Origin of the sequence: Chryseobacterium sp. ERMR1:04 (genome assembly GCF_001297705.1) — a bacterium.
Classification (GTDB): Bacteria; Bacteroidota; Bacteroidia; order Flavobacteriales; family Weeksellaceae; genus Chryseobacterium.
The window spans coordinates 1,081,320-1,106,052 of sequence record NZ_LIRF01000008.1; the positions used below are offsets into that span (position 1 = coordinate 1,081,320).

General features: G+C 35.4%; 23 protein-coding genes, 1 pseudogene and 1 riboswitch. Of the genes and pseudogenes, 18 read left to right on the forward strand and 6 right to left on the reverse strand.

Going from position 1 to position 24,733, the window contains the following annotated elements:
* Positions 1–5 precede the first annotated feature (5 nt).
* Positions 6–950, forward strand: coding sequence for a transposase (locus AMQ68_RS22165; RefSeq protein ID WP_054509277.1), 945 nt, complete (start codon positions 6–8; stop codon positions 948–950).
* Between the two features lie 24 nt (positions 951–974).
* Here AMQ68_RS22165 and AMQ68_RS22170 read toward each other — a convergent pair.
* The 3 genes and pseudogenes from AMQ68_RS22170 to AMQ68_RS22180 form a co-directional block, all read right to left on the reverse strand.
* Positions 975–2,285 (reverse strand): annotated as a pseudogene (locus AMQ68_RS22170) (cbb3-type cytochrome c oxidase subunit I); the annotation flags it as partial.
* A gap of 5 nt (positions 2,286–2,290) precedes the next feature.
* Complete coding sequence (gene ccoS, locus AMQ68_RS22175; RefSeq protein ID WP_054512744.1) at positions 2,291–2,515, reverse strand: cbb3-type cytochrome oxidase assembly protein CcoS; 225 nt, start codon at positions 2,513–2,515, stop codon at positions 2,291–2,293.
* 109 nt (positions 2,516–2,624) lie between these two features.
* Entirely contained in the window at positions 2,625–5,003 is a 2,379-nt protein-coding gene (locus tag AMQ68_RS22180; protein WP_054512901.1) for a heavy metal translocating P-type ATPase metal-binding domain-containing protein, read from the reverse strand.
* A gap of 89 nt (positions 5,004–5,092) precedes the next feature.
* Between AMQ68_RS22180 and AMQ68_RS22185 the strand changes: the two genes are divergently transcribed.
* The 15 genes from AMQ68_RS22185 (at position 5,093) to AMQ68_RS22255 (ending at position 17,092) form a co-directional block, all read left to right on the forward strand.
* Positions 5,093–5,806, forward strand: coding sequence for a Crp/Fnr family transcriptional regulator (locus AMQ68_RS22185; RefSeq protein WP_054512745.1), 714 nt, complete (start codon positions 5,093–5,095; stop codon positions 5,804–5,806).
* 63 nt (positions 5,807–5,869) lie between these two features.
* Positions 5,870–6,685, forward strand: coding sequence for a 3-methyl-2-oxobutanoate hydroxymethyltransferase (gene panB, locus AMQ68_RS22190; RefSeq protein ID WP_054512746.1), 816 nt, complete (start codon positions 5,870–5,872; stop codon positions 6,683–6,685).
* 9 nt (positions 6,686–6,694) lie between these two features.
* Complete coding sequence (locus AMQ68_RS22195; protein ID WP_054512747.1) at positions 6,695–7,015, forward strand: hypothetical protein; 321 nt, start codon at positions 6,695–6,697, stop codon at positions 7,013–7,015.
* 3 nt (positions 7,016–7,018) lie between these two features.
* On the forward strand, positions 7,019–7,696 hold the full coding sequence (locus tag AMQ68_RS22200) for an RluA family pseudouridine synthase (protein ID WP_054512748.1): 678 nt from the start codon (positions 7,019–7,021) through the stop codon (positions 7,694–7,696).
* Between the two features lie 14 nt (positions 7,697–7,710).
* Complete coding sequence (locus AMQ68_RS22205; protein ID WP_054512749.1) at positions 7,711–8,553, forward strand: hypothetical protein; 843 nt, start codon at positions 7,711–7,713, stop codon at positions 8,551–8,553.
* A 216-nt stretch (positions 8,554–8,769) separates the two neighbouring features.
* Positions 8,770–9,357 carry a glycoside hydrolase family 19 protein gene (locus tag AMQ68_RS22210; RefSeq protein WP_054512750.1) on the forward strand — a complete coding sequence of 196 codons (588 nt, stop codon included), beginning with the start codon at positions 8,770–8,772 and terminating at the stop codon, positions 9,355–9,357.
* A gap of 19 nt (positions 9,358–9,376) precedes the next feature.
* On the forward strand, positions 9,377–9,754 hold the full coding sequence (locus AMQ68_RS22215; RefSeq protein WP_054512751.1) for a hypothetical protein: 378 nt from the start codon (positions 9,377–9,379) through the stop codon (positions 9,752–9,754).
* 138 nt (positions 9,755–9,892) lie between these two features.
* Positions 9,893–9,990, forward strand: a riboswitch (TPP riboswitch).
* Between the two features lie 64 nt (positions 9,991–10,054).
* Positions 10,055–10,261, forward strand: coding sequence for a sulfur carrier protein ThiS (gene thiS, locus AMQ68_RS22220; protein WP_054512752.1), 207 nt, complete (start codon positions 10,055–10,057; stop codon positions 10,259–10,261).
* Positions 10,262–10,285: 24 nt separating this feature from the next.
* Positions 10,286–12,097 carry a phosphomethylpyrimidine synthase ThiC gene (gene thiC, locus AMQ68_RS22225; RefSeq protein WP_054512753.1) on the forward strand — a complete coding sequence of 604 codons (1,812 nt, stop codon included), beginning with the start codon at positions 10,286–10,288 and terminating at the stop codon, positions 12,095–12,097.
* The gene (locus tag AMQ68_RS22230) at positions 12,094–12,678 is read left to right on the forward strand and encodes a thiamine phosphate synthase (protein WP_054512754.1); all 585 of its coding nucleotides are present in this window, start codon (positions 12,094–12,096) and stop codon (positions 12,676–12,678) included. The genes thiC and AMQ68_RS22230 overlap by 4 nt, the downstream gene beginning before the upstream one ends.
* Positions 12,654–13,397 carry a hydroxymethylpyrimidine/phosphomethylpyrimidine kinase gene (locus AMQ68_RS22235; RefSeq protein ID WP_054512755.1) on the forward strand — a complete coding sequence of 248 codons (744 nt, stop codon included), beginning with the start codon at positions 12,654–12,656 and terminating at the stop codon, positions 13,395–13,397. Before AMQ68_RS22230 ends, AMQ68_RS22235 begins: the two co-directional genes overlap by 25 nt.
* A 50-nt stretch (positions 13,398–13,447) precedes the next feature.
* On the forward strand, positions 13,448–14,065 hold the full coding sequence (locus AMQ68_RS22240) for a thiamine phosphate synthase (RefSeq protein WP_054512756.1): 618 nt from the start codon (positions 13,448–13,450) through the stop codon (positions 14,063–14,065).
* The gene (locus AMQ68_RS22245) at positions 14,058–14,834 is read left to right on the forward strand and encodes a thiazole synthase (RefSeq protein WP_054512902.1); all 777 of its coding nucleotides are present in this window, start codon (positions 14,058–14,060) and stop codon (positions 14,832–14,834) included. Before AMQ68_RS22240 ends, AMQ68_RS22245 begins: the two co-directional genes overlap by 8 nt.
* A 102-nt stretch (positions 14,835–14,936) precedes the next feature.
* Positions 14,937–16,055: a 2-iminoacetate synthase ThiH gene (gene thiH / locus AMQ68_RS22250; RefSeq protein WP_054512757.1), complete on the forward strand. Its 1,119-nt coding sequence runs from the start codon at positions 14,937–14,939 to the stop codon at positions 16,053–16,055.
* Between the two features lie 326 nt (positions 16,056–16,381).
* Positions 16,382–17,092, forward strand: a complete 711-nt coding sequence (locus AMQ68_RS22255; RefSeq protein ID WP_054512758.1) for a HesA/MoeB/ThiF family protein — start codon at positions 16,382–16,384, stop codon at positions 17,090–17,092.
* A 142-nt stretch (positions 17,093–17,234) separates the two neighbouring features.
* Here AMQ68_RS22255 and AMQ68_RS22260 read toward each other — a convergent pair whose 3' ends face one another.
* Together AMQ68_RS22260 and AMQ68_RS22265 are read right to left on the reverse strand one after the other, a co-directional pair.
* A complete protein-coding gene (locus AMQ68_RS22260) occupies positions 17,235–19,451 on the reverse strand; it encodes an outer membrane beta-barrel family protein (protein WP_054512759.1) in 2,217 nt (738 codons plus the stop codon).
* Between the two features lie 71 nt (positions 19,452–19,522).
* Positions 19,523–20,359 (reverse strand): DUF5694 domain-containing protein, encoded by an 837-nt coding sequence (locus AMQ68_RS22265; protein WP_054512760.1) that lies wholly within the window; start codon positions 20,357–20,359, stop codon positions 19,523–19,525.
* A 181-nt stretch (positions 20,360–20,540) separates the two neighbouring features.
* Between AMQ68_RS22265 and AMQ68_RS22270 the strand changes: the two genes are divergently transcribed.
* Positions 20,541–21,548, forward strand: a complete 1,008-nt coding sequence (locus AMQ68_RS22270) for a sensor histidine kinase (protein WP_054512761.1) — start codon at positions 20,541–20,543, stop codon at positions 21,546–21,548.
* Positions 21,545–22,231 carry a LytTR family DNA-binding domain-containing protein gene (locus AMQ68_RS22275; protein WP_054512762.1) on the forward strand — a complete coding sequence of 229 codons (687 nt, stop codon included), beginning with the start codon at positions 21,545–21,547 and terminating at the stop codon, positions 22,229–22,231. Before AMQ68_RS22270 ends, AMQ68_RS22275 begins: the two co-directional genes overlap by 4 nt.
* A 50-nt stretch (positions 22,232–22,281) precedes the next feature.
* On the opposite strand, the gene AMQ68_RS22280 is transcribed toward AMQ68_RS22275, so the two are convergent.
* Positions 22,282–24,549 (reverse strand): aconitate hydratase, encoded by a 2,268-nt coding sequence (locus tag AMQ68_RS22280; RefSeq protein WP_054512763.1) that lies wholly within the window; start codon positions 24,547–24,549, stop codon positions 22,282–22,284.
* Between the last annotated feature and the right edge of the window lie 184 nt (positions 24,550–24,733).

Sequence of the window (24,733 nt, forward strand, 5' to 3'; positions counted from 1 at the left end):
GTGAGATGTACGGCGTAGATGGTAGAAAATTCCAAAGACAGTACAAACAAAGCATCAGTAATTTTAAAGATTGGGAACAAAAATCGCATGCAGAAGATTGGATTCTCTACCCTGAAAACCTCTCCGAGCAGCTTTCCTTGGACGAAGTTGCCCTTTCTGATGGAGAACTGTACAGTGTTCTCACTTCCAAAAAAGCAAAAGGCAAAAAAGGTTCTCTTGTAGCTGTAATCAAAGGTACAAAAAGCAATATCATAGCTGAATATATTTTAAAAATCAGCAGAAGGTCGAGAATGAGAGTGAAAGAAATAACACTCGATATGGCTGGTTCTATGAAACTCATCGCCAAAAGATGTTTCCCCAAAGCAATACAGGTTATCGACCGTTTCCATGTTCAGAAATTAGCCATAGAAGCGTTGCAGGACATCAGGGTAAGCCATCGTTGGGAAGCTATTGAACAAGAAAATAATCTTTTGTTGGAAGCAAAGCAAAAGAAAGAAAATCTCCAAATTGAAATTTTCCTAAACGGTGACACTCGAAAGCAACTTTTGGCAAGAAGTAGATATTTACTTTATAAAACCAGAGAAAAGTGGACTCCATCACAAAAACAGAGGGCGAAAATCTTGTTCTCAGAGTATCCAGATTTAGAAAAAGCGTACAATTTATCAGATGGGCTCAGGAAAATCTATAATCAAAACATTGAAAAACCAGTAGCCATGTTAAAGTTAGCCCATTGGTTTAAAGATGTGGAAGAATCCGGATTTAAATCCTTCAATACCTTAACTAGGACAATTATATTAAACTATGATGGTATTCTCAATTATTTTAATGCTCGTAGCACGAATGCTGCAGCTGAGTCTTTCAATGCCAAAATAAAAAACTTCAGATTACAACTTAGAGGTGTGCGAGATAAATCGTTTTTCCTATTTAGATTATCTAAACTTTTTGCCTAGTCCCCAACTTTTGGTATTGATCCGGTTAAACTGCTTCCACATCAATCCTTGAGTGAAACCTGCAATATACATTGGTACTGCATAGAAAATAATTCCTAATGTACCTAACCAGAAATGCCAGTTAGCTAATTTTACAGACCAAAGTTTTGTTCTCCACAAGATAGGTACTAAGTAATAGATAACCCCGAATGCCATGAAACCATTCCATCCAAGAGCTCCTAAATGTACGTGACCAATAACCCAGTCCGTAAAGTGACCTATTTTGTTGATGTTTTTAGTTGCTAAAAGTGGTCCTTCAAATGTTGCCATACCATAACAAGTAACTGCAACTACGAAGAACTTCAAGATAGGATTTTCTCTTACCTTATCCCAAGCTCCTCTTAATGTAAGAAGCCCGTTCAGCATTCCTCCCCAAGATGGTGCAATAAGCATGATAGAGAAACCTGTTCCCACTGCCTGAGCCCAAGCCGGAAGTGCTGTATACTGAAGGTGGTGAGGACCAGCCCAGATATATACGAAGATTAATGACCAGAAGTGAATAATAGACAGTTTGTATGAGAAAACCGGTCTGTCAGCAGCTTTTGGTAAGAAGTAATACATCAAACCTAAAACCGGAGTTGTCAATACGAATGCTACTGCATTGTGACCATACCACCATTGTACAATAGCATCTTTTACCCCAGCATATGCTGAATAAGATTTCCAACCTGTGAAAGATAATGGAACTTCTAAGTTGTTAAAAATGTGAAGCATTGCCACTGCGATCCAAGTACCAATGTAGAACCAAATAGCTACATAAAGGTGTCTTACTCTTCTTTTTGCAATTGTTAAGAACATGTTTGCTCCGAAGATGATCCATGAGAATGCGATTAATATGTCAATTGGCCACTCATGTTCTGCATACTCTTTAGAGGTGTTAATCCCCATAAAGAAAGTAATGAACGTAGCAACAATCATAAATTGCCAAGTCCAGAAATGTAACCAAGACAATGTATCACTATACATTCTTGTTTTTAATAATCTCTGTAATGAGTAATAAATACCGGTATAAACGATATTACATACGAATGCAAAGATTACGGTGCTGGTGTGTAACATTCTAATTCTACCAAAACCAAATGCACCATGAGTGTTTATCAACCCTTGAATATTCCCAGACGATAAACTTCTTATGGTTGTATCATCAGTCCCGAATAAAAATTCAGGTAATTCAGGATAGAAAAGCATTAATGCCGCAGTAAGTCCGAACGTAAATCCTATAAGCCCAAAAACTATGGTCGCGTAAAGGAATGCCCGAACAATACTATTGTCATAACTAAACTTTTGTGTCTCCATATCAACTATTCACTTTTTTCTTCAATTTTATTATTTTCTCCTATTTCTTTCTTGTCGGGGTTGTTGTCATTATCATCTTTTTCCTTGATTTCGCCAGAGTCAAAGAGGATTCGTACAGCAGGAGATTCATCATCTTCGAACTGTCCCTTCCTTGCATTGACTATAAAAACGACCAAGAAAATTGCAGCCAAAGAAACACTGCAGAGGATCATTAAATATAGAATATCCATTTGACAACAAAATTAACCTATTTTCAGGGCTCAAATTTAGTGAAAAATAATGATATTAATCACGAAATAGCGGTTCTTGCTAATTTAAAATCAGTCTAAATAAGGGCTTTTAAGCGTGTTTTTTGAAATACTTTCTTCCCAATATCCATGTTGAAACGGTGGTGAATGTAACTACGGTGATGGAGCTTGCAGGCATTATCAGTGCTGCAAAAAGGGGATGCATGTGGCCTGTCACGGCATAGCTTAATCCTACAATATTGTATAGAAAACTAATTATGAATGTCATTTTTACAATAGTGATTGAGCCTTTACATACGTTCAGGTAATTGTCCAGATTTACCACTTTGTCCCCATTCATAATAACATCAGATGAAGGAGTAAAACTATTGGTGTCATCGGCAATTGCAATTCCTACATTGCTTTGTTTAAGGGCCCCTGCGTCATTTAGTCCATCTCCAAGCATCGCTACTTTTAAGTTTTTGTCTTGAAGATTTTTGATATAATTCAGTTTGTCTTCCGGACTTTGATTAAAAGCCATGGCCTGACAATTTGGAATCAATTCTTTTAATTGATTTTCTTCTGAAGAGTTATCTCCGCTCAGAATATAAATTTTGTAGTTCGTTAATTTTTTAAAGAGGTCTTTAAGTTTGGCACGGTATTCATTTTTAAAGATGAATTTACCTATGAACTCATCATTTTTGCTGATGTATACAGCAGTTTCAAGATTTTTAGACTCTTGATTGTTATAACGTGCAGAACCAATTTTATAGGTGTTTCCTCTTACGCTTGCTTCGTAGCCTTTTCCTGAGATTTCCTGAAAACGGTCAACAGGGAAATATTCGTCCTTCGACTCAATGAATTCGTATAAAGATTTTGAAAGCGGATGATTGGAATTTTTTAATAAAGTTTTGATATTTAATACATCGAATTCCTGCATTTCAGGACCTTCGTATTTGATATTTGATTTTTTTCTGTGCGTAATGGTTCCTGTTTTATCAAAAACAATGGTGTTGATCTTTGCAATTTTCTCAATTGTTAAAGTATCTTTTACATAGAATTTGTTTCTACCTAAAATCCTCATGATATGACCAAAAGTGAACGGAGCCGACAACGCCAATGCACATGGGCAGGCAATAATCAGAATTGCAGAAATAACCTGGAACATTTTATCTAAATCAATAAAATACCAATAAGTTCCTGCAACTACAGCGATCCCTAAAATAATGAATGTGAAATATTTGCTGACATTATTTGTTAATGTGTCAAGTCCAGTTTCATGTTTTTTGAAGGCTTCTTTATTCCAAAGTTGTGTTAGGTAACTTTGATCCACATTTTTGATAACTTCCAATTCTAAAGAAGATCCAATTTGTTTTCCTCCCGCGAAAATTTTATCACCCGGATGTTTGCTGATGCTTTCACTTTCTCCGGTAATAAAGCTGTTGTCGATATTTCCTTCTCCATTAATCAAAATAGCATCAACAGGTATGATTTCCTGATTTCTAACTAGAATTCTATCACCAACTTTTATTTCAGACAGTAAAATGTTATCCTGTTTTCCTTCGAAATCAACTTTTGTTACGGCAATAGGGTAGAAAGATTTATAATCTCTATCGTATGAAAGAGCGCTATAGGTTCTTTTCTGGAAAATTTTCCCCAAAAGCATAAAGAATAAAAGTCCACAGAGCGTATCGAAGTATCCTGGACCGTAATCGGTAACCACTTCGTAAATACTTCTTCCATATAGAACGAAAATCCCTAAAACAATCGGGACGTCGATGTTGACAATCTTATTTTTTAATCCGTACCAGGCAGATTTGTAATAATCTGATGCGGAATAAAATACAACAGGGGTGGCTAGTAGAAAAATCAAGGTTCTGAATAAACCTTTATAATGTTCCATCCAGTAATCTTCACCTCCAATATATTCAGGAAAGGCAAGGAACATTCCGTTACCAAAAGCGAAAGCTGCAATCGCAAATTTCACCAATAAAGATTTGTCTAGATGATCTTCGTTTTTGTCTGCTGTTTCAAGGCTGATGACAGGTTTGTATCCTAGATTGGTTAAAAATTTAGCAAGTTCACTTAATTTCAGGTCGTTATGATTGAATGAAACCTGTAAGGTCTTTCTTGTGAAGTTAACCTGAGAATATTTAATGTTTTCATTTAATGTATGAAGACTTTCCAGTAGCCAAATACAAGAAGAGCAGTGTATTACTGGAACTTTAAATGTAATCAGGCTGGTGTTTCCTTCCGAGAAATCTGTTACTTTGTCGAAGATTTCCGGGGTGTCTAAATAATCAAATTGGGAAGCGTTTTCATCACTGGGACGAATTCCTGCCGTTTTATTTAATTCGTAAAAATTACTTAGATTATTGGTATTTAGAATTTCATAAACAGATTTGCAACCGTTGCAACAGAAGATCCTTTCGTCAAAAAGAATTCTTTCCTTTTCTATACCTTGTCCACAATGAAAACAGTTCTCGCTCACCTCCATAAATTATTGACTTACAAAATTATAACATTTTTTTTTGTTTATCGTTTTAAAATGTGCTATTTTTGTGATAAATGTCATATAAAATGTCGCAGGAACAACAGATTGCAATTGAAGAGAGGTTCGCCAGAGTTTTTAATGATAAATCATTCAAGGAAAGACTTAATAGTGCAGATTTTGAGAAGTATATTAACGGTAAAAAAAGGTTAACTTTTCAAAAGCATGACACTATTTTTGAAGATGGAGAAATTCCAAAAGGAGTATACTTTTTAGATAAAGGTGCTGCTAAGCTTTCTAAATCGGGAGCCTTCGGGAAAGACCAGATTTTGAGATTTATTAAAGAAGGTGATATCATCGGCTACCGATCTTTGCTTTGTGGAGAAAATTTTCAAGCCAAAGCAGAAGCAATGACAGATATTGAGTGTATTTTTCTTCCTGCCGAGGTTTTTATGTATCTTCTGGAGGTAGATCCTCAGTTATCTTTCGTAATGCTTCAAAAAATATCTTATGAATTAGGAGAGTCTTCAAACACGATTACTTTCTTAGCTCAGAAAACGGTAAGAGAAAGGTTAGCTGAAATTCTGATTCTATTGGAACAGAAATTAGGCGTTGACCCTGAAGGATTTATTAAAATCTCTTTAACGAGAGAAGAGATTGCCAATATTATAGGAACGGCAACAGAAAGTGCCATTCGTTTGATTTCCGAATTCAAACAGGACAGTTTGATAGAAGTAGACGGAAGAAATATCAAAATTCTGAATCACGACAAACTAATGAAACTAGGACACGTAGTTTTATAAATCATACCAAAAAACTTAAGTCGGCGAAAGCCGACTTTTTAACTTTTAAACAATAGATAAATTATGTCTGTTCACTCTGAAATTAAAAAAGTTACGACTGAAACCTTGCGTAAAATGAAATTCGACAAGGAGAAAATTACCATGCTTACTGCATATGATTTTACTACGGCTAAAATGGTAGACGCAGGGGGAATTGATGCTGTTTTGATAGGAGATTCTGCAGCAAATGTAATGGCGGGTTTTGAAACTACCTTACCTATCACATTAGATCAGATGATTTACCATGCCCAAAGTGTTGTTCGTGGAACAAACAGAGCATTGGTGGTGGCAGACTTACCTTTCGGAACTTATCAGAGTAATCCCGAGAAAGCGTTGGAATCTGCGGTGAGAATGATGAAAGAAGGTGGTGCTCATGCGGTAAAGATTGAAGGAGGGAAAGAGATTTCAAAATCTATCAAAAAAATTATCAATGCAGGAATTCCTGTGATGGGACATTTAGGATTGACGCCTCAGTCTATTTATAAATTCGGAACCTATAAAGTAAGAGCAAAAGACGAAGCAGAAGCTGAAAAGTTAATTGCTGATGCTCAGATTTTAGAAGAATTAGGATGTTTTGCTATTGTTTTAGAGAAAATTCCGGCTAATTTGGCTAAGAAAGTATCAGAAAGCATTTCTATTCCAACGATCGGAATCGGTGCTGGACCAGATTGTGACGGTCAGGTTTTGGTATATCACGATATGGTTGGGATGAACCAAGGTTTTAGCCCAAAATTTTTGAGAAGATATCTAGACCTTTATACAGAAATTACAGGAGCTGTGGCTCAATATGTAAAAGATGTGAAAAACGTTGAATTTCCAAACGAAACTGAAAGCTACTAATATTATTTAATGAGAAACCAACAAACGATACAAGGAATTATTTCCGTAATTGCTGTGATTTGCCTTGCAGCGGGATGGTTTAATATATTTTCTCCGGACGTAAGTAATCTACTTTCCAAAAGAGTATTTTATATAATAATAGGAATAAGCTTTGTTCTTCAGGCTCCTTTTCTTTCCAATAAAAATTTTATTTATCCAATGTATGCGGCGGCAGGTCTATGCATTATCGGTGCATTTTTACCGTTGGACTCAAGATTGGCAGGAATGAAAACATTAGGACTTCTGGGAGGGATTATTCTTTCTTTTTCCAACAGACAAAGACAAGCTTAGAAAATGGAGGAGCAAATTGTTTATGAAGACAACCATCTTTTGGTGATAAACAAAAAAGTAGGTCAGCTTGTACAAGGTGATAAAACGGGTGACGAATCGTTATTAGATTCCATCAAAAACTTTATAAAAATAAGAGATGCTAAACCGGGAAATGTTTTTCTCGGTTTGGTTCATCGTATAGATCGCCCGACTTCTGGGTTAGTGATTTATGCTAAAACGTCCAAAGCGCTTTCCCGTTTAACGCAAATGGTTAAAAACAGGGAGGTTAAAAAAACGTATTGGGCAGTTGTGGCGAAAGAAATGATTCCGCAAAGTCAGCGTTTGGTGCATTATTTACAGAAAAACGAAAAAAATAACAAAGCAATTGTCTTCATAAAAGCAACAGAAGGGGCAAAAGAAGCAATTCTTACCTATCATGTTATTAAAAAGCTGGACAATTATCTTTTACTGGAAATTGATCTTGAAACCGGAAGACATCATCAGATCAGGGCACAACTATCTAAAAGTGGAGTTCCTATTAAAGGAGATCTAAAATACGGTGCTCCTCGTTCCAATCCCGATGGCGGAATTAATCTTCACGCCAGAAAATTAGAATTTATACACCCTGTCACCAAAGAAAATATTGAAATCATAGCTCCTGTTCCGCAGAATGATGCGATTTGGAGAGCTTGTGAAAATTAAAAAAAATACACAAAATGAAACTTAAATTATTACTCTTTTCCACATTGTTGGCTTTCGCCTCTTGTTCAAATAATGATGATGAAATAACGACTGAGATTACTCAGCCAGCTAATACAAACACAAGTAAAGTATCTTGGAATTTTCCGGTTTTATCAGAACCATTCTCAGGAAATGAGTTAAATTACACTTTTGAGTATGATGCTCAAGGAAGAGTAACTAAAAAAATAGGAGGAAAGGTGGAGCTTTCTGGAGGTACAGGATATTCTTTCTTTTACTCGAAGTCAGTTTATACAACAATATCTTACACAGGAAATACGGCGATTATGAAAAATTATAGTTCTGATCCTAGTTTTACGGTTAAGTTGGAAGAAAGAAAATTTGAATTTGATAGTCAAGGAAGAGTTATTAAATTAATTATTCCTCAAGTTAATAATTCATATATGGACAGGTATTTGACCTATACTTATGACAATTCAGGAAAATTAACTGAGATTTTAACTCAATATCCTAATGTTCCATATGATCCGAATGATCCTGCTGATTATATTTTTACATATGTAGAAAAGTTTACTTATAATAACTCAGGAAATTTAGAAAAGGCAACTAAAACTGAAAAGCATAATAATATTGATGCTTATGTTACGAATGAAACTACATTTGATAATTTTGATTCTGCACAAAATCCATTTAAGAGTTTGGGTATTTTTGAAGATTATTTCTATTTTTCATTATCAAAGAATAATCCTCAGAGAAGAATCTCGAAAGAGTATCAACCTAATAGCTCCGAGTTTTTTCTGAACCAATCAAATTGGACTAATCAATATAATTCTGATGGAAGCTTAAAGCTTTTTTACTAAAAAAATATTTAAAATAAAAGTGAAGACTGTCTCATCCCGAGATGGTCTTTTTCATTTCAAGTAGAATTCAAAATCTAAACCTGTTAGGTTTGCCTTATATAAGCAGTCTAATAGACAATATTCAGTAGAAATACCGAACTTTAAAGCAGTACTTCCACTGTACCCATATTTGTTTTTTTAGGATAGCTTTATCCTATAATTTTAAAGAACAATATTATGCTTACACTTGGACAGCTTAAAGAAGCTACATGTTCTAAATCAACGTATGCTTCAGGATTTTTACCCCATATTATAGAAAATTGTGAGCACTTTTCTATAAATACCCCTTCAAGAATTCTTAATTTTTTGGCACAACTCGGGCATGAAAGTGGTGGGTTATTTTACACGGAAGAACTCGCAAGCGGAAGCGCTTATGAAGGAAGAAAGGATCTGGGAAATATTCAAAAAGGAGATGGCGTAAAATTTAAAGGAAGAGGGTTGATTCAAATTACAGGTAGAGCCAATTATAAAGCGGTATCAAATGCTTTAGGAACCGATTTTATTGTAAATCCAACTCTTTTAGGAGGGAAAAATGTCTCCAAATGCAATAATATACAATTGAAAAATGCAGCGCAAAGCGCAGGATGGTTCTGGAATACGAGACATTTAAATGAATTGGCAGACCAGATAGATATCCATAAAAGTATTGATACGGGAAATAATCTTCTTGTCTTTAAAAAAATCACAAAAACAATCAATGGTGGATATAATGGTTTACCAGACAGGCTTAACAGATATAAAGCAGGTTTAAGTTATTTTCTTTAATTCTAAAAATAATCTCGCCATGAAATATTTACCTTTATTGATCTCATTTTTCGTGTCATGCAGTTTTTTAGCACAAAAACCTGTTCTTCACGATTTGAAAGATCCTAAAATGCACGCAGGATGTTATATCGACGGAAAGAAAAATCCGGTTGCTAATTTATCTGAAGAGGATGGAGTGCTTTTTAATTTTAAAGGAAAAGATGAAACTTTCCCAAGTATAAAAGGAACAAAAGAATATCCTGAGGCTTTTGGAAATAAAACGTACAAAATCTATATAAAAGTAATTAAATCAACGAAAGTTGAAGATTCTTGTATAGAAGAAAATCAATATTCAATAAAAATTATTTATAAGAAAAAAGCTTATTTCTATACAAAAAAAGGAATGTGCGGCTGCTAATCTTATTATAAATGAAAGCTTGAAACCTTATTAGTAGGTGTGCTTTAAAAAATACAGGACCATCTCGATTTGAAGATGGTTTTTTTTATTTCAAATAAAATTCAATTTTGCGTATTTCAAAAAAATAACTACCTTCGCCCTATACTTTAGGGGTGTCTGTTAACAAACAGACTGAGACTTTACCCTTTGAACCTGATCTGGATCATACCAGCGTAGGGAAAAGTGAGATGACTTTTTGTTGTGCTTTCTATGCACAATGATGGCCATTCCTAAAGTGAAATGTTTAATTAAAACTTTGGAATGGAACTCACAATCAACCACACCCGAAAAACTTTCGCTGAACTTCCCGAAAATCTGGAAGCACTTTTGGCTATGGAAATCCCTGGAAAAAAGAAAGGTATTGCTGTAGCACTCAACAATCGTATCATTCCGCAGTCGGCCTGGCTGGAAACATTTCTCAAAGACAACGATTCTATTTTAATCATTACTGCTACTCAAGGCGGTTAATTCTCATAAATACCCAATCATTTTATGGCTCACAAGATCACACGTTCGCCGTTTCCGAACTCAAAGAAAATTTACGTTGAAGGGAAAATTCACCCGATTAATGTAGCAATGCGAGAAATACACTTAAGTCCGACGAAATTGACCAACGGGACTTTAGAAGAAAATCCTCCGGTGACTATTTACGATACCTCCGGAGCTTATACGGATGAAAATTCAGAGATTGATATTTTAAAAGGTCTCCCAAGAATCAGAGAACAATGGATTCTGGATCGTGAAGATGTTGATGTTTTAGATACTATCACTTCAGAATATGGTAAAAAACGTTTGGCTGATCCAAAATTGGCTGACTTACGATTTTCGTACAATCACAAACCAAAAGTTGCCAAAGAAGGAAAAGAAGTTACCCAATTGTATTATGCAAGACAGGGAATTATTACTCCGGAAATGGAATATATCGCCATCAGAGAGAATCAGCGCATCGAGCAATTGGAAACTGTTTCAAAAGATATGGCTTTTCAACATCCGGGAAATAGCTTTGGAGCAAGAACACCGAAAAGCAAAATTACTCCTGAATTTGTAAGAGAAGAAATTGCGAGAGGAAGAGCAATCATTCCAAACAATATTAATCACCCGGAAAGTGAACCGATGATTATCGGAAGGAATTTCTTGGTTAAAATTAATGCCAACATAGGAAACAGTGCTGTTTCATCGAGTATTGACGAAGAAGTTGAAAAGGCGGTTTGGGCTTGTAGATGGGGAGCTGATACGATCATGGATTTATCTACAGGGAAAAATATTCACGAAACAAGAGAATGGATCATCAGAAATAGTCCGGTTCCCATTGGAACGGTTCCAATTTATCAGGCATTAGAAAAAGTAAAAGGAGTTCCTGAAGATCTGACTTGGGAAATTTTTAAAGATACTTTAATCGAGCAGGCGGAGCAGGGCGTTTCTTACTTTACGATTCATGCCGGCGTTTTGTTGAGATATATTCATTTAACAGCCAACCGAGTAACAGGAATTGTTTCCAGAGGAGGTTCCATTATGGCAAAATGGTGTCTGTATCATCATAAAGAAAGCTTTTTATACACTCATTTTGAAGAGATTTGTGAGATCATGAAAAAATATGATGTTGCATTTTCTTTAGGGGACGGTCTTCGTCCTGGGTCAATTGCAGACGCCAATGATGCCGCTCAGTTTGCAGAATTAGAAACGTTGGGAGAACTCACGAAAATCGCATGGAAACATAATGTTCAGGTGATGATTGAAGGTCCAGGACACGTTCCGATGCACATGATCAAAGAAAATATGGAGAAGCAATTGGAAGTATGTGATGAAGCGCCATTTTATACATTAGGCCCTTTAACGACAGATATTGCACCGGGTTATGACCACATTACTTCAGGAATTGGAGCGGCAATGATTGGCTGGTTTGGTTGTGCGATGTTGTGTTATGTGACGCCGAAAGAGCATTTAGGACTTCCGAACAGAGAAGATGTAAAAGTTGGGGTGATCACGTATAAATTAGCGGCTCATGCTGCCGATTTGGCGAAAGGGCATCCAGGAGCACAATACAGAGACAATGCTTTAAGCAAAGCGAGGTTTGAATTCAGATGGGAAGATCAATTTAATCTTTCATTAGATCCTGAAACGGCAAGATCTTATCATGATGAAACATTGCCGGCGGACGGTGCAAAGATTGCCCATTTCTGCTCAATGTGCGGACCTAAATTCTGCTCAATGAAAATCACACAGGAAATTCGTGAGTCTGCAGAAAAAGGAATGTTTGACAAATCACAGGAGTTCATCGAAAAAGGGAAAGAAATCTATATATGATCATTGTTATCACGCCCGAAGAAATGATGAAGAATGAGACTGAATTGATTAACGAATTATTTCAGGAAGGATTGGATGTACTTCATATCAGAAAGCCTTTCATTAATTCAGAAGAAATGACGGATTTTATTAATCAGATAAATTCAGGATTTCATAGTAAGTTGGTATTGCACAGTCATTATGATTTGGCGAAGAATTTTACTGTTTCAAGATTTCATTTCAGAGAAATTGATAGGCAAAATGGTTTGTTTAAATCTTTTACAGATAAAATAATTTCAACGTCTGTTCACGATATTGAAACATTTAATGAATTAGATGAGGAATGGGTGTACGCTTTTATCAGTCCGATTTTTCCAAGTATTTCTAAAAAAGGGTACGGAGAGAATTCGACAATTTTAAATGATATTAAGAAAAGAACTCATTCTAATGTAAAACTGATGGCTTTGGGTGGAATTAATGAAAATAATATCAACAATGCTTTTGAAAGTGGAGTAGATGGAGTGGCTTTATTAGGCGCAATTTGGGAGAATGATGAACCTTTAAATGTATTCAAAAAATGCAGACAGAACGTCCTTTCGTAATGAGTATTGCGGGCTTTGATCCAAGTGGTGGAGCAGGTTTATTGGTAGATATTAAAACAATGGAACAATTGAAAGTCCAAGGGTTAGGAATTTGTACAGCAATGACTTTACAGACAGAATCTCAATGTTTGAGCTTGAATTGGCAACCATTATCTGAAATCATACAATCAATTGAGGTTTTAATTAAAAAGTATGATGTTCAGGTTGTTAAAATCGGAGTCGTTAAAGATGCGTGGATGCTTGCGGAAATAGTAAAAGCAATTAAATTGAATAATCCTGAAGCAAAAATAGTCTGGGATCCGGTGTTGAAAAGCACATCTGAGTTTTCTTTTTTTGATTTGAATACAATTACCGAATTGGAAAATGTATTAAAACAAATTGATTTGATCACCCCAAACTACAATGAATATCAAGTTTTAAAAGAAGCTCATCTTTTATCACACTCAGAAAATTCATGTTCAATTTTAATTAAAGGAGGTCATCGTGAAGATAAATTAGGAACAGATATTTTAATTGAGAAGGGAAAAGAAATTATCATTGAATCCAATGATAAAGCTTCTGTTTTCTATTCAAAACATGGGTCAGGCTGCGTGCTTTCTTCGGCTATTGCAAGCTATTTAGCTTTAGGCAACAATTTGGAAAAAGCCTGCAAACAAGGAAAACTATACATCGAGAAATTTTTAAAAAGTAATCCAACTTTACTAGGATTTCATTCTTAATGCTTGGTATTTAAAATTTGCGCTCTTTGCGTTAAAATTAATATAGAAAAATGGAAAAATTACAATACATATCTCAAGGATTTACCATAGAAGATCAGGAGCTGAATATCCGAAAAGCTCTTGATAATGGAGTGAAATGGATTCAAGTCCGTTGGAAAAATGCTCCTGAAAATGAATTCATCAAACTTTGTGAAATTTCAAAAAAGCTATGCTCGGACAATCAGGCGGTTTGTATCATCAATGATCATGTTCAGATTGCGAAAGATATTGATGCAGACGGTGTTCACTTAGGTTTGAATGATCAATCCATTGAAATAGCAAGACAGGTTTTAGGAAAAGATAAAATCATAGGGGGAACAGCCAACACGCTTTCAGATGTTTTACAAAGAATGAATGAAGGGTGTGATTATATTGGTTTGGGGCCGTTAAGATTTACCTCAACGAAAGAAAAACTCAGTCCTATTTTAGGTTTTGAAGGCTATGAAAAAATCATTCAGGACTTAAAAACTCAGTCATTGGAAGTGCCAAAAATCTTTGCAATTGGCGGGGTTATCCTCAATGACATTGAATTACTACAGCAAATCGGAATATACGGTGTTGCCGTTTCAGGTTTAATTACGAACGAAACCGCTACCGTACATGAAATTAAACTCGCATTACATGAATAATCAACAATTAATAATAGCAGATAGAGTCTTCGAATCGAGATTGTTTTTAGGAACAGGAAAATTCGGAAGTCTTGAAGAAATGGCAAAATCAATTATTGCTTCAGAAACCAATATGGTAACGATGGCTTTGAAACGAATAGATTCTCAATCCTCGGAAGATGATTTGTTAGGTTCATTAAGATCTACAAAAGCACATCTTTTGCCTAATACCTCAGGTGCAAGAACAGCCAAAGAAGCAGTATTGGCTGCACAATTGGCAAGAGAAGCATTGGAGACGAATTGGGTTAAACTAGAAATCCATCCCGACCCCAAATATTTGTTGCCCGATCCTATTGAAACATTGTATGCTACGGAGGAATTGGCAAAATTAGGATTTATCGTAATGCCTTACATTCATGCCGATCCTGTTTTATGCAAACGTTTGGAAGATGCAGGAACAGCAGTCGTAATGCCACTTGGAGCACCAATTGGTACGAATAAAGGCTTGAGAACAGTAGACTTTTTAGAGATTATTATCAGTCAGAGTAATGTTCCGGTAGTGGTGGATGCAGGAATTGGCGCTCCTTCTGACGCGGCAAAAGCAATGGAAATGGGAGCGGATGCAGTTTTGGTAAATACAGCGATTGCCGTTGCTAGAAATCCAATAAATATGGCGTTGGCTTTTAAAGAAGGTGTAATTGCAGGAAGAAGAGCCTATGAATCAGGATTGGGAGCAATTGGAAATCATGCAAAAGCCTCTAGCCCGTTGACGTCTTTTTTGTTTGATTGAAACGAAGAATATAAAAGTCCCAAAGGGACGATTCAGTAAAGAATAGGATGAAGTCCTATTACAAATAATAAATAATGATTATTTGGATTAAAACCGAATATTATGAACAGCTTTAAAGATATTTTTGAAAATTATCACTGGGATGATATTAAAGCCAAATTGGAGAAAGTAACCTTATCTGATGTTGAAAACAGCCTGCAAAAGAGTACGAAAACAATAGAAGATTTTCTGAATTTTCTTTCTCCTGTTGCGGCTCAGAAATTAGAACTGATGGCTCAGATGACGCAGAAAATCACACAGAAACGTTTTGGAAAGACGATTCAGCTGTATGCGCCATTGTATCTGAGTAATGAATGTCAGAATATCTGCACTTACTGTGGTTTTAGCTTAGATAATTCCCTTAAAAGAAAGACACTTTCCAGTACGGAGCTTATTATAGAAGCTATGGCGTTAAAAGCAATGGAGGTCAATCATGTATTGCTGGTAAGCGGAGAAGCGAATAAAACAGTGGGACTTTCCTATTTTTTGACGGCGGTTCGTTTGTTGAAGCCTCATTTTGCCAATATTTCTATTGAAGTTCAGCCACTGTCGGAGGAAGAATATCAACAACTTCACGATGAAGGCGTGAATGCGGTGTTGGTATATCAGGAAACGTATCATCAGGAAGTCTATAAAGAATATCATCCAAAAGGGAAGAAGTCCAATTTCAATTTTCGTTTAGAAACGCCTGATAGAATAGGAAAGGCAGGAATCCATAAAATGGGCTTGGGTGTTTTATTAGGTTTGGAAGATTGGAGAGTTGATAGTTTTTTCAACGCCCTTCACATCGATTATTTACAGAAGCAGTATTGGAAAAGTAAGTTTTCAGTTTCATTTCCGAGATTACGACCTGCGGAAGGTATTATTGAGCCCAATTTTATTATGGAGGATAAAGATTTATTACAATTAATCTGTGCTTATCGAATTTGGAATGAAGAGTTGGAGATATCCATTTCCACCAGAGAAAATGAAAAGTTCAGAAATAATATCATTTCATTGGGCGCAACAGCGATGAGCGCGGGATCGAAAACCAATCCTGGAGGGTATGTGGTAGATCCGGAATCGTTGGAACAGTTTGAAACCAGCGATGAAAGAAGCATGAATGAAATGCGCAGTATTATTAAACAAGCGGGCTATGATCCAGTGATGAAAGACTGGGATGCTATGTATAGTGGAATTTAAAATGTAAAAGATTTTAAACCATTAAGAAAATTGAAGAGATTAAGTTTAGTTAAGAAAAAATCAGATAGATTTTAAGTACTAAAAGCAATGTTCTTTACAACGAAATTGTTTAAGCTCTTTATTTTAACCGCAAAAGACACAAAAGATTAACACATTGTAAGCTTATTTTGAAATGCAAAAAAAGAATACATAAGTTGAAAAAATCTTTGATTTTTACTCTTTTGCGGGCTTTGTTTTCAAAATAGTTAAACTTTAAATGATTCAATAATAGCTTTTGTGTCTTTTGTGGTTTAATTTAAATAAGCTTATTGGTTCAATAAAAAAATATGAAAAACGAAGATATTTTCTCACGATACAGCCGCCAAATTTTTATTGAAGAAATAGGCTTGGATGGGCAACGAAAAATAATGAACTCCAAAGTGCTTGTGATTGGAGCAGGCGGATTAGGAAGTCCTGTGATTCAGTATTTAGCAGCGGCAGGAGTTGGAGTTTTAGGGGTAATGGATTTTGATGAGGTTGAATTACATAACTTAAACCGACAAATCATTCACAATGAAAATTCGGTGGGAGTTTCTAAGGTTAAAAGTGCAGAACAATTTGTAAGCAAGCTCAACCGTCATGTTCAGTTTATTGGAATTGAAAAAAAATTAGATGAATCCAATGCAGAAGAAATTATCTCTCAATTTGATGTTGTTATCGATGGTTCAGATAATTTCAAAACGCGATATTTAGTCAATGACTTTTGTGTAAAATTAAGTAAACCTTTGATTTACGGGAGTATTTTAGGGTTTTCTGGGCAGGTTGCTATTTTTAATTATCAGGGGAGTAAACATTTAAGAGATCTGTTTCCTGAGCCACCGATTGATGAAGATCTTCCGGATTGTGATAGCCTTGGCGTTTTGGGCGCGTTGCCGGGAATTGTAGGAAGCATGATGGCGAATTTAACCCTAAAATTGATAACCGATTTACCTTTAGATATCAATCAACTCACATTGATTGATACATTAAACTGGAGATTTCAAACTGTTGATTTTTGATTAAAAAACAATATTCAATAGGGTTTGGCTAAAGCCAGTTTGAATTTTTGCATAAAAAAACGGACTAAAGTCCGTTTCTATTGATAAAGTATTCGTGTTATTCGTGTAAAATATTCGTGCTGATTTGTGTTTAAACAAAAAATTATTGTGCTTGCTGCATCACACCAGTATCTTCTTTCTTCGTTTGGTTCAGAATGTTTGAATCTTCTTTAGCCAATTTATTTTTGGTAGGAATTTTATAATTAATTGATAATCCGAAGTTTCTGCTGTCATATTTATTTCTCAACATTACTGTTTCTCCTACAGGTGGATTAGAACGTACCTGCATTACCTGACCATTGAAAATATCATTTGCAAAGACAGAAACCGTTAAGCGATTATCCATAAACTTCTTTGTTAAGGTAATATCAACATTGTTGTTGAATGGCTTTTCTGCAGTAAAGTAAAAATATCCCGCTTGTGGAGTGAGGTAACTGTAATTAGCGGTTAGTTTTATTGCTTTTGGTAAGATAACCTGTGTTGATACATTGAAAATCCAGAATCCTTTATTGTTCAGATTATCAATTTGATGCTTCTGATATCCTGCATAGACATACATAAAGTTGATTTTATCAGGATTAAAATTAAACTTCATGATCTCACTTAGTGATTTACTGAAGATCATAAACGGAATAGGAAGCCCAACATTGAAATTATGAATTTTCATATTGGAAATATTTACCTGCTCGTTAAAGAGGTTTTTACCATCTTTTCTGATGATCTGCGCTACTTGATTCGTTGCAGAGCTTACGCTATAGCCAATAAATGCATAATCAAAAGCCGAGATCTTTAATTCATAATTATCAAAAATGGTTGGCTGTAGATTGGGGTTACCTGTTACTTGAGTATTGGGACCTTGGAACGTTGTATTGTTCGGGTTTAAGGCTGAAATACTTGGTAAGCTTATTTTTTTGTTATAGTTAGCAGCAATATAAACCTGATTCATCATGTTATACTGCATACTTGCGTTAGGGAATAATTTAAACTTATTAAAAGGAGTTAAATCATCTTGAACCAGATTTTCTTGTTTATTAAAGAATCGGGTAATCCCGGAAATATCATAGTTTTCAGCACGTGAACCTAAGGTAAAATCAAACTTTTTCAGTTTTGCCTGAAACTCTAAATATGTTGAAGCTGTTTGCCTTTGATATTCTAAATTGGTTAATCCAAAACTTTCAGTATCATAATCCTGTCTTTCGTATAGCCCTCCAAAGCTCATTTTTCCACCATCAAGAAGTTTGATAGGTTGTGAATAATCAATTTTAAAGTTAGCGATTTTCATGTCTGATGTGTTATTCAGAACATTTCCTTTCACAATTCTTGGCAGTGTAGTTTCAGGATTTTGATAAAATAAATCTGTGAAAATATTATCCTGATCAAATTTACTGGTAGATCTTGTATATCCAAATTGAAAATCTAATTTTTGAGACTTATCTGCAAAACGTTTTTGATAGGTAACTACAGCCTCTTGTCTTAAATTGTTGGTATTTGAAGCATCGAAATTATTAAATTTAGTTTCTCTATAAAGAGCAGGATTTTCCTGAATTAAAATGTCCGTAAGTCCGTTGCTTGCAATATAATTACTATTGTTGTTGTGATAAATATCGTAGTTTAATAGTAATCTGTCCTGTCCAAGATCAAAAGTTACCCCAGATTTTGCAAAATATCCTCTTCCAACCCTGTCAGTATTACTTAAGATTAAGTTATCCTGATTGGTGTCCATCATACTTTCTCGGTAGTTCTGGCCCACATTCAACTGCCATCCGAAATATTTATTTCTGGCATTTAAGTTTAATGAATTACTGGTTCGGCTTCTGTATTTATCGTAATTGGTAAAAGAATAATTTCCTGAATACGTTGCTGTTAAGTATTTATTAGCATTCTTATTCGTGATGATATTCATGATGGCACCTCCTGATGTGGCAGGAAACTCTGCGCCGGGTTGCGTGATTACTTCGATTCTGTCAACAGAATTAGCGGGCATTCCCTCAAGGAAAGAATTCAGTTCGTTGGTGGTGATGTTTAAAGGTCTTCCGTTAAGGTATACTTCAAGCATTTTCCCCTGATACATCATTCCTGCGATGTCTGTGGAGACAAGACCCGGAAGTTTTTTTATCCCTTCCAACACATTTCCGTTATTAAGCTGAGGTTGTTCAGAAAAATCAAAGATTGTACGATCTGCTTTTTGTTCAACGGCTTTTTTAGTTTTGGTGATGACCACCCCTTCAATTTCCTTTTCTTTTACCTGACTATTGGTCTTCTCCTGTGCATAGGTAAACATAGAGCCTATCACAGAAAGAACGAATATAGTTTTTTTCATACTATTCTTTTACTACTATTCAGTTAGACGCAGAAAAGGAAATTTTGTTACAAAAAGCTTTTGTGTGGGTGTTATAGGGAATTGAATTCTACATAATCAAACTCAGGAGATGAGGTAAATAGCTGTCTTAGCACGGATGCATGACCATTTCCTGCAATGACAAGTATTCTGTCTTCTGTATTGTGAGGGATATTCTGGATATTGCGGAACATTCTAAGGTTTCTGTTATACCAATATAATGAAAGCATATCTGCACCGTCGTGGTCTCTTAATTTAAAATCTCCGGTAAGATAAGCGCCATATTCATACTGGTGATATTCTTTACTGTTCATATACTTAAAGTTTTCTAGAATAGATGTAAAGCTTTTAGGTTCACTACTTTTAAAAAAATCGTTATATTGATTAGATATCGCGTCATCACTCTGAAAATCATAATCTTGGCTAATCTTATTGAAATAGGCAGAATCTTGTTTTCCAAATTTTTCTTCAAAGTCGCCCCAAGCAGATGCCGCATCTATACTGAATAATTCATTGAGCTTAAGTTCGGTAGCAATACGCATTGCAAGTTGATAACGCTCATCTCTTTTGTCTTTGTATTTTCCTTCGCTATATTCTTTTAGCTTTTGGTTGGCGTTCCATTTTGGCCAGGCCTCGATGGCTATTTTTGTAGGTTTAAATTTTTTAATATACTCCACAAGTTCTGTTACTTCTTTGGCTGTTTTAGGAGCAAGAACATCTACTTGGTCGCTTTTTTCTGTTTTATGAGCATCAAGATTAGGATAATCAAAATGGAATGATCCTACGACCAAAACTTTGGTTTTAGGGTTGCTAAAATACTCTGATGGTTTTTTCTGAGCCGAAACAAAAGTAGAGAAGCATACAAGTAGGCTATAGATAAATGTTTTCATAATTATTTTTTTTGTTAGTTATTTTATTTTGATAGTCCAAAGGTAGATTTACAGGAAAACCTATGAAATAGCGTTTAGATGAAGCCTCTGTTTATCGGGGTTAAAAGATTTTCGTCGGAGAAATGAAGGTGTTCATCGGAAATTAGAGCTCATAATTTAACAGATATCCTATTTTTGCTTTATGAAAGCGAACAAACTTATTTATCTGCATATTTTCTTCTGGGGGATTTATAGTATAGGATCGGTTCTTATTCCTTATTTTGTATTTCATACGGAGAGAATCATTCTTAATATAACTTTCTTCCTCACGAGCTTTATTTGCTTTTATGTGAACTATTTTATGGTAGCTCCCAACTTTTTTGATGCAAGCAAATGGTATAAATCGGTGATTGCATTTTTGTTGAGTGCTTCGTGTTTTGTTTTTGTTCGATATTCTGTGGAAGAGATCTTATTGCCTGCAACAATAGGGTTAAGGAATTATAAGGAAGGAACTAACTTGGGATTTTACTTTTTCGATAATATTTTCTACAGCAGTACCACCATTTTTATCAGTACTACTTTTTGGTTTTTTAAATACTTTGTTGATGTAGAAAAAGAGAAATCGGAATTAATTGAAGCCAAAAAAACAGCAGAATTGCAGGCGTTGAAAACCCAGATCAATCCGCATTTTATTTTTAATTCTTTAAATAATATTTATTCTCTAGTATATCAAAAATCAGATAAAGCTTTGCCTGCACTTGAAGAATTGAGCCAACTCCTGAGATACAGTACCAAAGATTTGGAGAAAGATTTTATAACATTAGATAAAGAAATAGGATATATTGAAAGTTTAATCGCGTTAGAAAGTTTAAGATTAAAAAATCCGGAACTTTTGGTCGTTGAAAAAAATATCAATTTCCCTAAACTTAATATTTCTCCTATGCTTATTGTTCCATTCGTAGAAAATGCCTTTAAACATGGTGATTTTAGAGAGAAGGGTTTTATGGTGAAGATGTCTGATGATAACAAAGTCCTTCATTTTAATCTTCATAATTTCAAAAAAGATAAGATGAAAGATTCTACGTCGGGTATTGGAATTGAAAATGTAAAGAAAAGGCTGGAAATTTTATATCCCAAAAAGCACGAACTCAATATAACAGAAACCGAATCGGAATTTATTGTAGATTTGAAAATCAATTTTGCTGAATGAATAAGATAAAGTGTATGGTCGTAGATGACGAACCATTGGCAATTTCCCTGTTGGAAAACTACGTTCGGAAAATTCCGTTTCTAGAATTGGTCTTTTCCACAGAAAACCCGATAGAAGCTTTAGATTATATTCAAAATAATGAGGCAGATCTGGTTTTTCTTGATATTCAAATGCCTGAATTAACGGGAATAAATTTTATGAAAATCGTCGGCGATAAATTAAAATATATTTTAACGACCGCGTATTCCGAATATGCATTGGAAGGCTATGAACACAATATCGTAGATTATCTTTTAAAACCCATTTCTTTTGAACGTTTTTATCAAAGTTCATTGAAGGCTCAGGAACGTTTTTCTTTTGTGGAAAATAAAGTAGATTCCCATTTTTTTGTAAAATCTTCCGGCCAGCAATACCGCATTAATTTTGAAGATATTCTTTATATAGAAAGCATTAAAGATTATGTAAACATCAAAACAGCCAACCAGGAATATATTGTGTTGGACACCTTAAAATCTCTTGAACAGCAACTTTCTGAATGGTCTTTTGTAAGAATTCACAAGTCGTTTATTATCAATACCAATCAAATAAAAAGCATCAGTGCTAAAAAAGTGAATTTATTTTCGGAACAGGAAATTCCAATCGGAGATATGTATAGAGAGAATTTTCTAAAGAAACTGAAATAAAAAAAGCAACTTCAATTGAAGTTGCTTTTTAGGATATATTAATCTAACAATTAATGTTCTTGTCTTTTGATTAAGTTCAGCGCAGAACCTGCCTTAAACCAATCAATCTGTTGATCGTTATACGTATGATTCGCCATAATGATGTCTTTAGTTCCATCAGCATGTACAAATTCTAAAGAAAGTTGTTTTCCTGGAGCGAATTGATCTAAATCTAAGAAGTTCACCGTGTCATCTTCCTGGATTTTATCATAATCAGCCTCATTAGCGAAAGTTAATCCCAACATCCCTTGTTTTTTAAGGTTCGTTTCATGGATTCTTGCAAATGATTTTACCAATACCGCTTTTACACCAAGATGTCTTGGCTCCATAGCAGCGTGTTCTCTTGAAGAACCTTCACCGTAGTTTTGATCTCCCACAACAATCGTAGGAATTCCTGCAGCTTTGTAAGCTCTCTGTACAGCAGGAACTTCGCCGTGTTCACCTGTTAATAGGTTTTTCACACTGTTTGTTTCCATGTTGTAAGCGTTTACAGCTCCAATCAACATATTGTTTGAGATATTATCTAAATGGCCTCTGTATTTCAACCATGGTCCAGCCATAGAAATGTGGTCAGTAGTACATTTTCCGAAAGCTTTGATTAAAACTCTGGCACCTACAATGTTTTTTCCGTCCCAAGCAGGGAATTCTTCTAACAACTGAAGTCTGTCTGAAGTTGGGCTTACGTTTACCTGAACACCAGATCCGTCCGCAGATGGCGCTTGGTATCCGTTATCATCTACAGCGAAGCCTTTTTCAGGTAATTCAAAACCTTTTGGCTCATCTAGTTTGATTTGCTCCCCGTTTTCAGCAGTTAAAGTATCAGTGATAGGGTTGAAATCTAATCTTCCTGAGATAGCAATAGCCGCTACCATTTCAGGAGAAGCTACGAATGCGTGCGTATTTGGGTTACCATCTGCTCTTTTCGCAAAGTTTCTGTTGAAAGAGTGAATGATTGAGTTTTTCTCTCCTTTTTCAGAACCTTCTCTGTCCCATTGTCCGATACAAGGTCCGCAAGCGTTAGTAAATATTCTTGCGTTTTCAAATTTTCTGAAAGAATCTAAGAAACCGTCTCTTTCTGCCGTGAATTTCACTTGCTCAGATCCTGGGTTAATTCCTAAAATAGCTTTAGGTTTTACTCCTTTTGCTACTGCATCTTCAACAATAGAAGCTGCTCTCGATAAATCTTCATAAGAAGAGTTTGTACAAGAACCAATTAATGCCCATTCTACTTCCAGAGGCCATCCGTTCGCTTCAGCTTTAGCTTTAAATTCAGAAACTGGCGTTGCCAAATCTGGAGTAAAAGGTCCGTTTAGGTGAGGCGTTAATTCAGAAAGGTTAATTTCAATAACTTGATCGAAATATTGTTCTGGGTTAGCGTACACTTCAGCATCACCCGTTAAGTGGTCAGCAATGACGTCAGCAGCATCCACAACATCTTGTCTTCCTGTAGAAGCCAAATATCTTCTCATAGAATCATCGTACCCGAAAGTTGAAGTGGTAGCTCCAATTTCAGCACCCATGTTACAGATGGTACCTTTTCCTGTTGCAGATAAAGATTGAGCACCTTCTCCGAAATATTCTACGATACATCCTGTTCCTCCTTTTACGGTAAGGATTCCTGCAACTTTTAGGATAACATCTTTTGCAGAAGTCCAGCCAGACATTTTACCGGTTAATTTTACCCCGATAAGTTTAGGCATTTTAAGCTCCCAAGCCATTCCTGCCATTACGTCTACCGCATCAGCACCACCAACTCCGATTGCAACCATTCCTAATCCTCCCGCATTTACCGTGTGAGAGTCAGTTCCAATCATCATACCTCCTGGGAATGCATAATTTTCCAAGACAACTTGGTGAATGATTCCGGCTCCTGGCTTCCAGAAACCAATTCCATATTTATCACAAACAGAACCCAAGAAATTGAAAACTTCTGAATTCTTATTAAGACCTTCTTGTAAATCTGCCTGTGCACCTACTCTTGCCTGAATCAGGTGATCGGCGTGAGCAGTTGAAGGAACAGCTACTTTAGCCTTTCCAGCCTGCATAAATTGTAAAAGCGCCATCTGTGCCGTTGCATCTTGCATGGCAACTCTGTCTGGTGCAAAATCTACGTAAGAGTTTCCTCTTTCATGTGCTGATGTAGCATTTCCTTCCCACAAGTGGGTGTAAAGGATTTTTTCTGAAAGTGTAAGAGGTTTTCCCACGATTTGTCTTGCCGCAGCAATTCTTTCTGGGTAACGCTCGTATACTTTTTTGATCATGTCAATGTCGAAAGTCATATCTATTTTAATTTTTCTTTTTCAATAATTTTTTTCCGGACTTTAATTTAAAAGTAAAGGCGGAGATTTTCTTAAATATAACTCATCAAATTCTGTTCCTACCACCTATAAAGCAGTATAAATAAGATGAATAATTAATATTATTTATAACTATCAAGTTAAGGAAAAATAATTTTTGAGTCAT

What these genes read in the sequence shown, in the direction of transcription:
- AMQ68_RS22235 (WP_054512755.1), top strand. Translation starts at nt 12,654, where the DNA reads ATGCAGACAGAACGTCCTTTCGTAATGAGTATTGCGGGCTTTGATCCA.
- AMQ68_RS22165 (WP_054509277.1), top strand. Translation starts at nt 6, where the DNA reads ATGTACGGCGTAGATGGTAGAAAATTCCAAAGACAGTACAAACAAAGC.
- AMQ68_RS22255 (WP_054512758.1), top strand. Translation starts at nt 16,382, where the DNA reads ATGAAAAACGAAGATATTTTCTCACGATACAGCCGCCAAATTTTTATT.
- AMQ68_RS22270 (WP_054512761.1), top strand. Translation starts at nt 20,541, where the DNA reads ATGAAAGCGAACAAACTTATTTATCTGCATATTTTCTTCTGGGGGATT.
- AMQ68_RS22185 (WP_054512745.1), top strand. Translation starts at nt 5,093, where the DNA reads ATGTCGCAGGAACAACAGATTGCAATTGAAGAGAGGTTCGCCAGAGTT.
- AMQ68_RS22275 (WP_054512762.1), top strand. Translation starts at nt 21,545, where the DNA reads ATGAATAAGATAAAGTGTATGGTCGTAGATGACGAACCATTGGCAATT.
- AMQ68_RS22245 (WP_054512902.1), top strand. Translation starts at nt 14,058, where the DNA reads ATGAATAATCAACAATTAATAATAGCAGATAGAGTCTTCGAATCGAGA.
- AMQ68_RS22205 (WP_054512749.1), top strand. Translation starts at nt 7,711, where the DNA reads ATGAAACTTAAATTATTACTCTTTTCCACATTGTTGGCTTTCGCCTCT.
- panB (WP_054512746.1), top strand. Translation starts at nt 5,870, where the DNA reads ATGTCTGTTCACTCTGAAATTAAAAAAGTTACGACTGAAACCTTGCGT.
- AMQ68_RS22230 (WP_054512754.1), top strand. Translation starts at nt 12,094, where the DNA reads ATGATCATTGTTATCACGCCCGAAGAAATGATGAAGAATGAGACTGAA.
- thiH (WP_054512757.1), top strand. Translation starts at nt 14,937, where the DNA reads ATGAACAGCTTTAAAGATATTTTTGAAAATTATCACTGGGATGATATT.
- AMQ68_RS22200 (WP_054512748.1), top strand. Translation starts at nt 7,019, where the DNA reads ATGGAGGAGCAAATTGTTTATGAAGACAACCATCTTTTGGTGATAAAC.
- AMQ68_RS22240 (WP_054512756.1), top strand. Translation starts at nt 13,448, where the DNA reads ATGGAAAAATTACAATACATATCTCAAGGATTTACCATAGAAGATCAG.
- AMQ68_RS22265 (WP_054512760.1), bottom strand. Translation starts at nt 20,359, where the DNA reads ATGAAAACATTTATCTATAGCCTACTTGTATGCTTCTCTACTTTTGTT.
- ccoS (WP_054512744.1), bottom strand. Translation starts at nt 2,515, where the DNA reads ATGGATATTCTATATTTAATGATCCTCTGCAGTGTTTCTTTGGCTGCA.
- AMQ68_RS22280 (WP_054512763.1), bottom strand. Translation starts at nt 24,549, where the DNA reads ATGACTTTCGACATTGACATGATCAAAAAAGTATACGAGCGTTACCCA.
- thiS (WP_054512752.1), top strand. Translation starts at nt 10,055, where the DNA reads ATGGAACTCACAATCAACCACACCCGAAAAACTTTCGCTGAACTTCCC.
- AMQ68_RS22215 (WP_054512751.1), top strand. Translation starts at nt 9,377, where the DNA reads ATGAAATATTTACCTTTATTGATCTCATTTTTCGTGTCATGCAGTTTT.
- AMQ68_RS22195 (WP_054512747.1), top strand. Translation starts at nt 6,695, where the DNA reads ATGAGAAACCAACAAACGATACAAGGAATTATTTCCGTAATTGCTGTG.
- AMQ68_RS22260 (WP_054512759.1), bottom strand. Translation starts at nt 19,451, where the DNA reads ATGAAAAAAACTATATTCGTTCTTTCTGTGATAGGCTCTATGTTTACC.
- AMQ68_RS22210 (WP_054512750.1), top strand. Translation starts at nt 8,770, where the DNA reads ATGCTTACACTTGGACAGCTTAAAGAAGCTACATGTTCTAAATCAACG.
- thiC (WP_054512753.1), top strand. Translation starts at nt 10,286, where the DNA reads ATGGCTCACAAGATCACACGTTCGCCGTTTCCGAACTCAAAGAAAATT.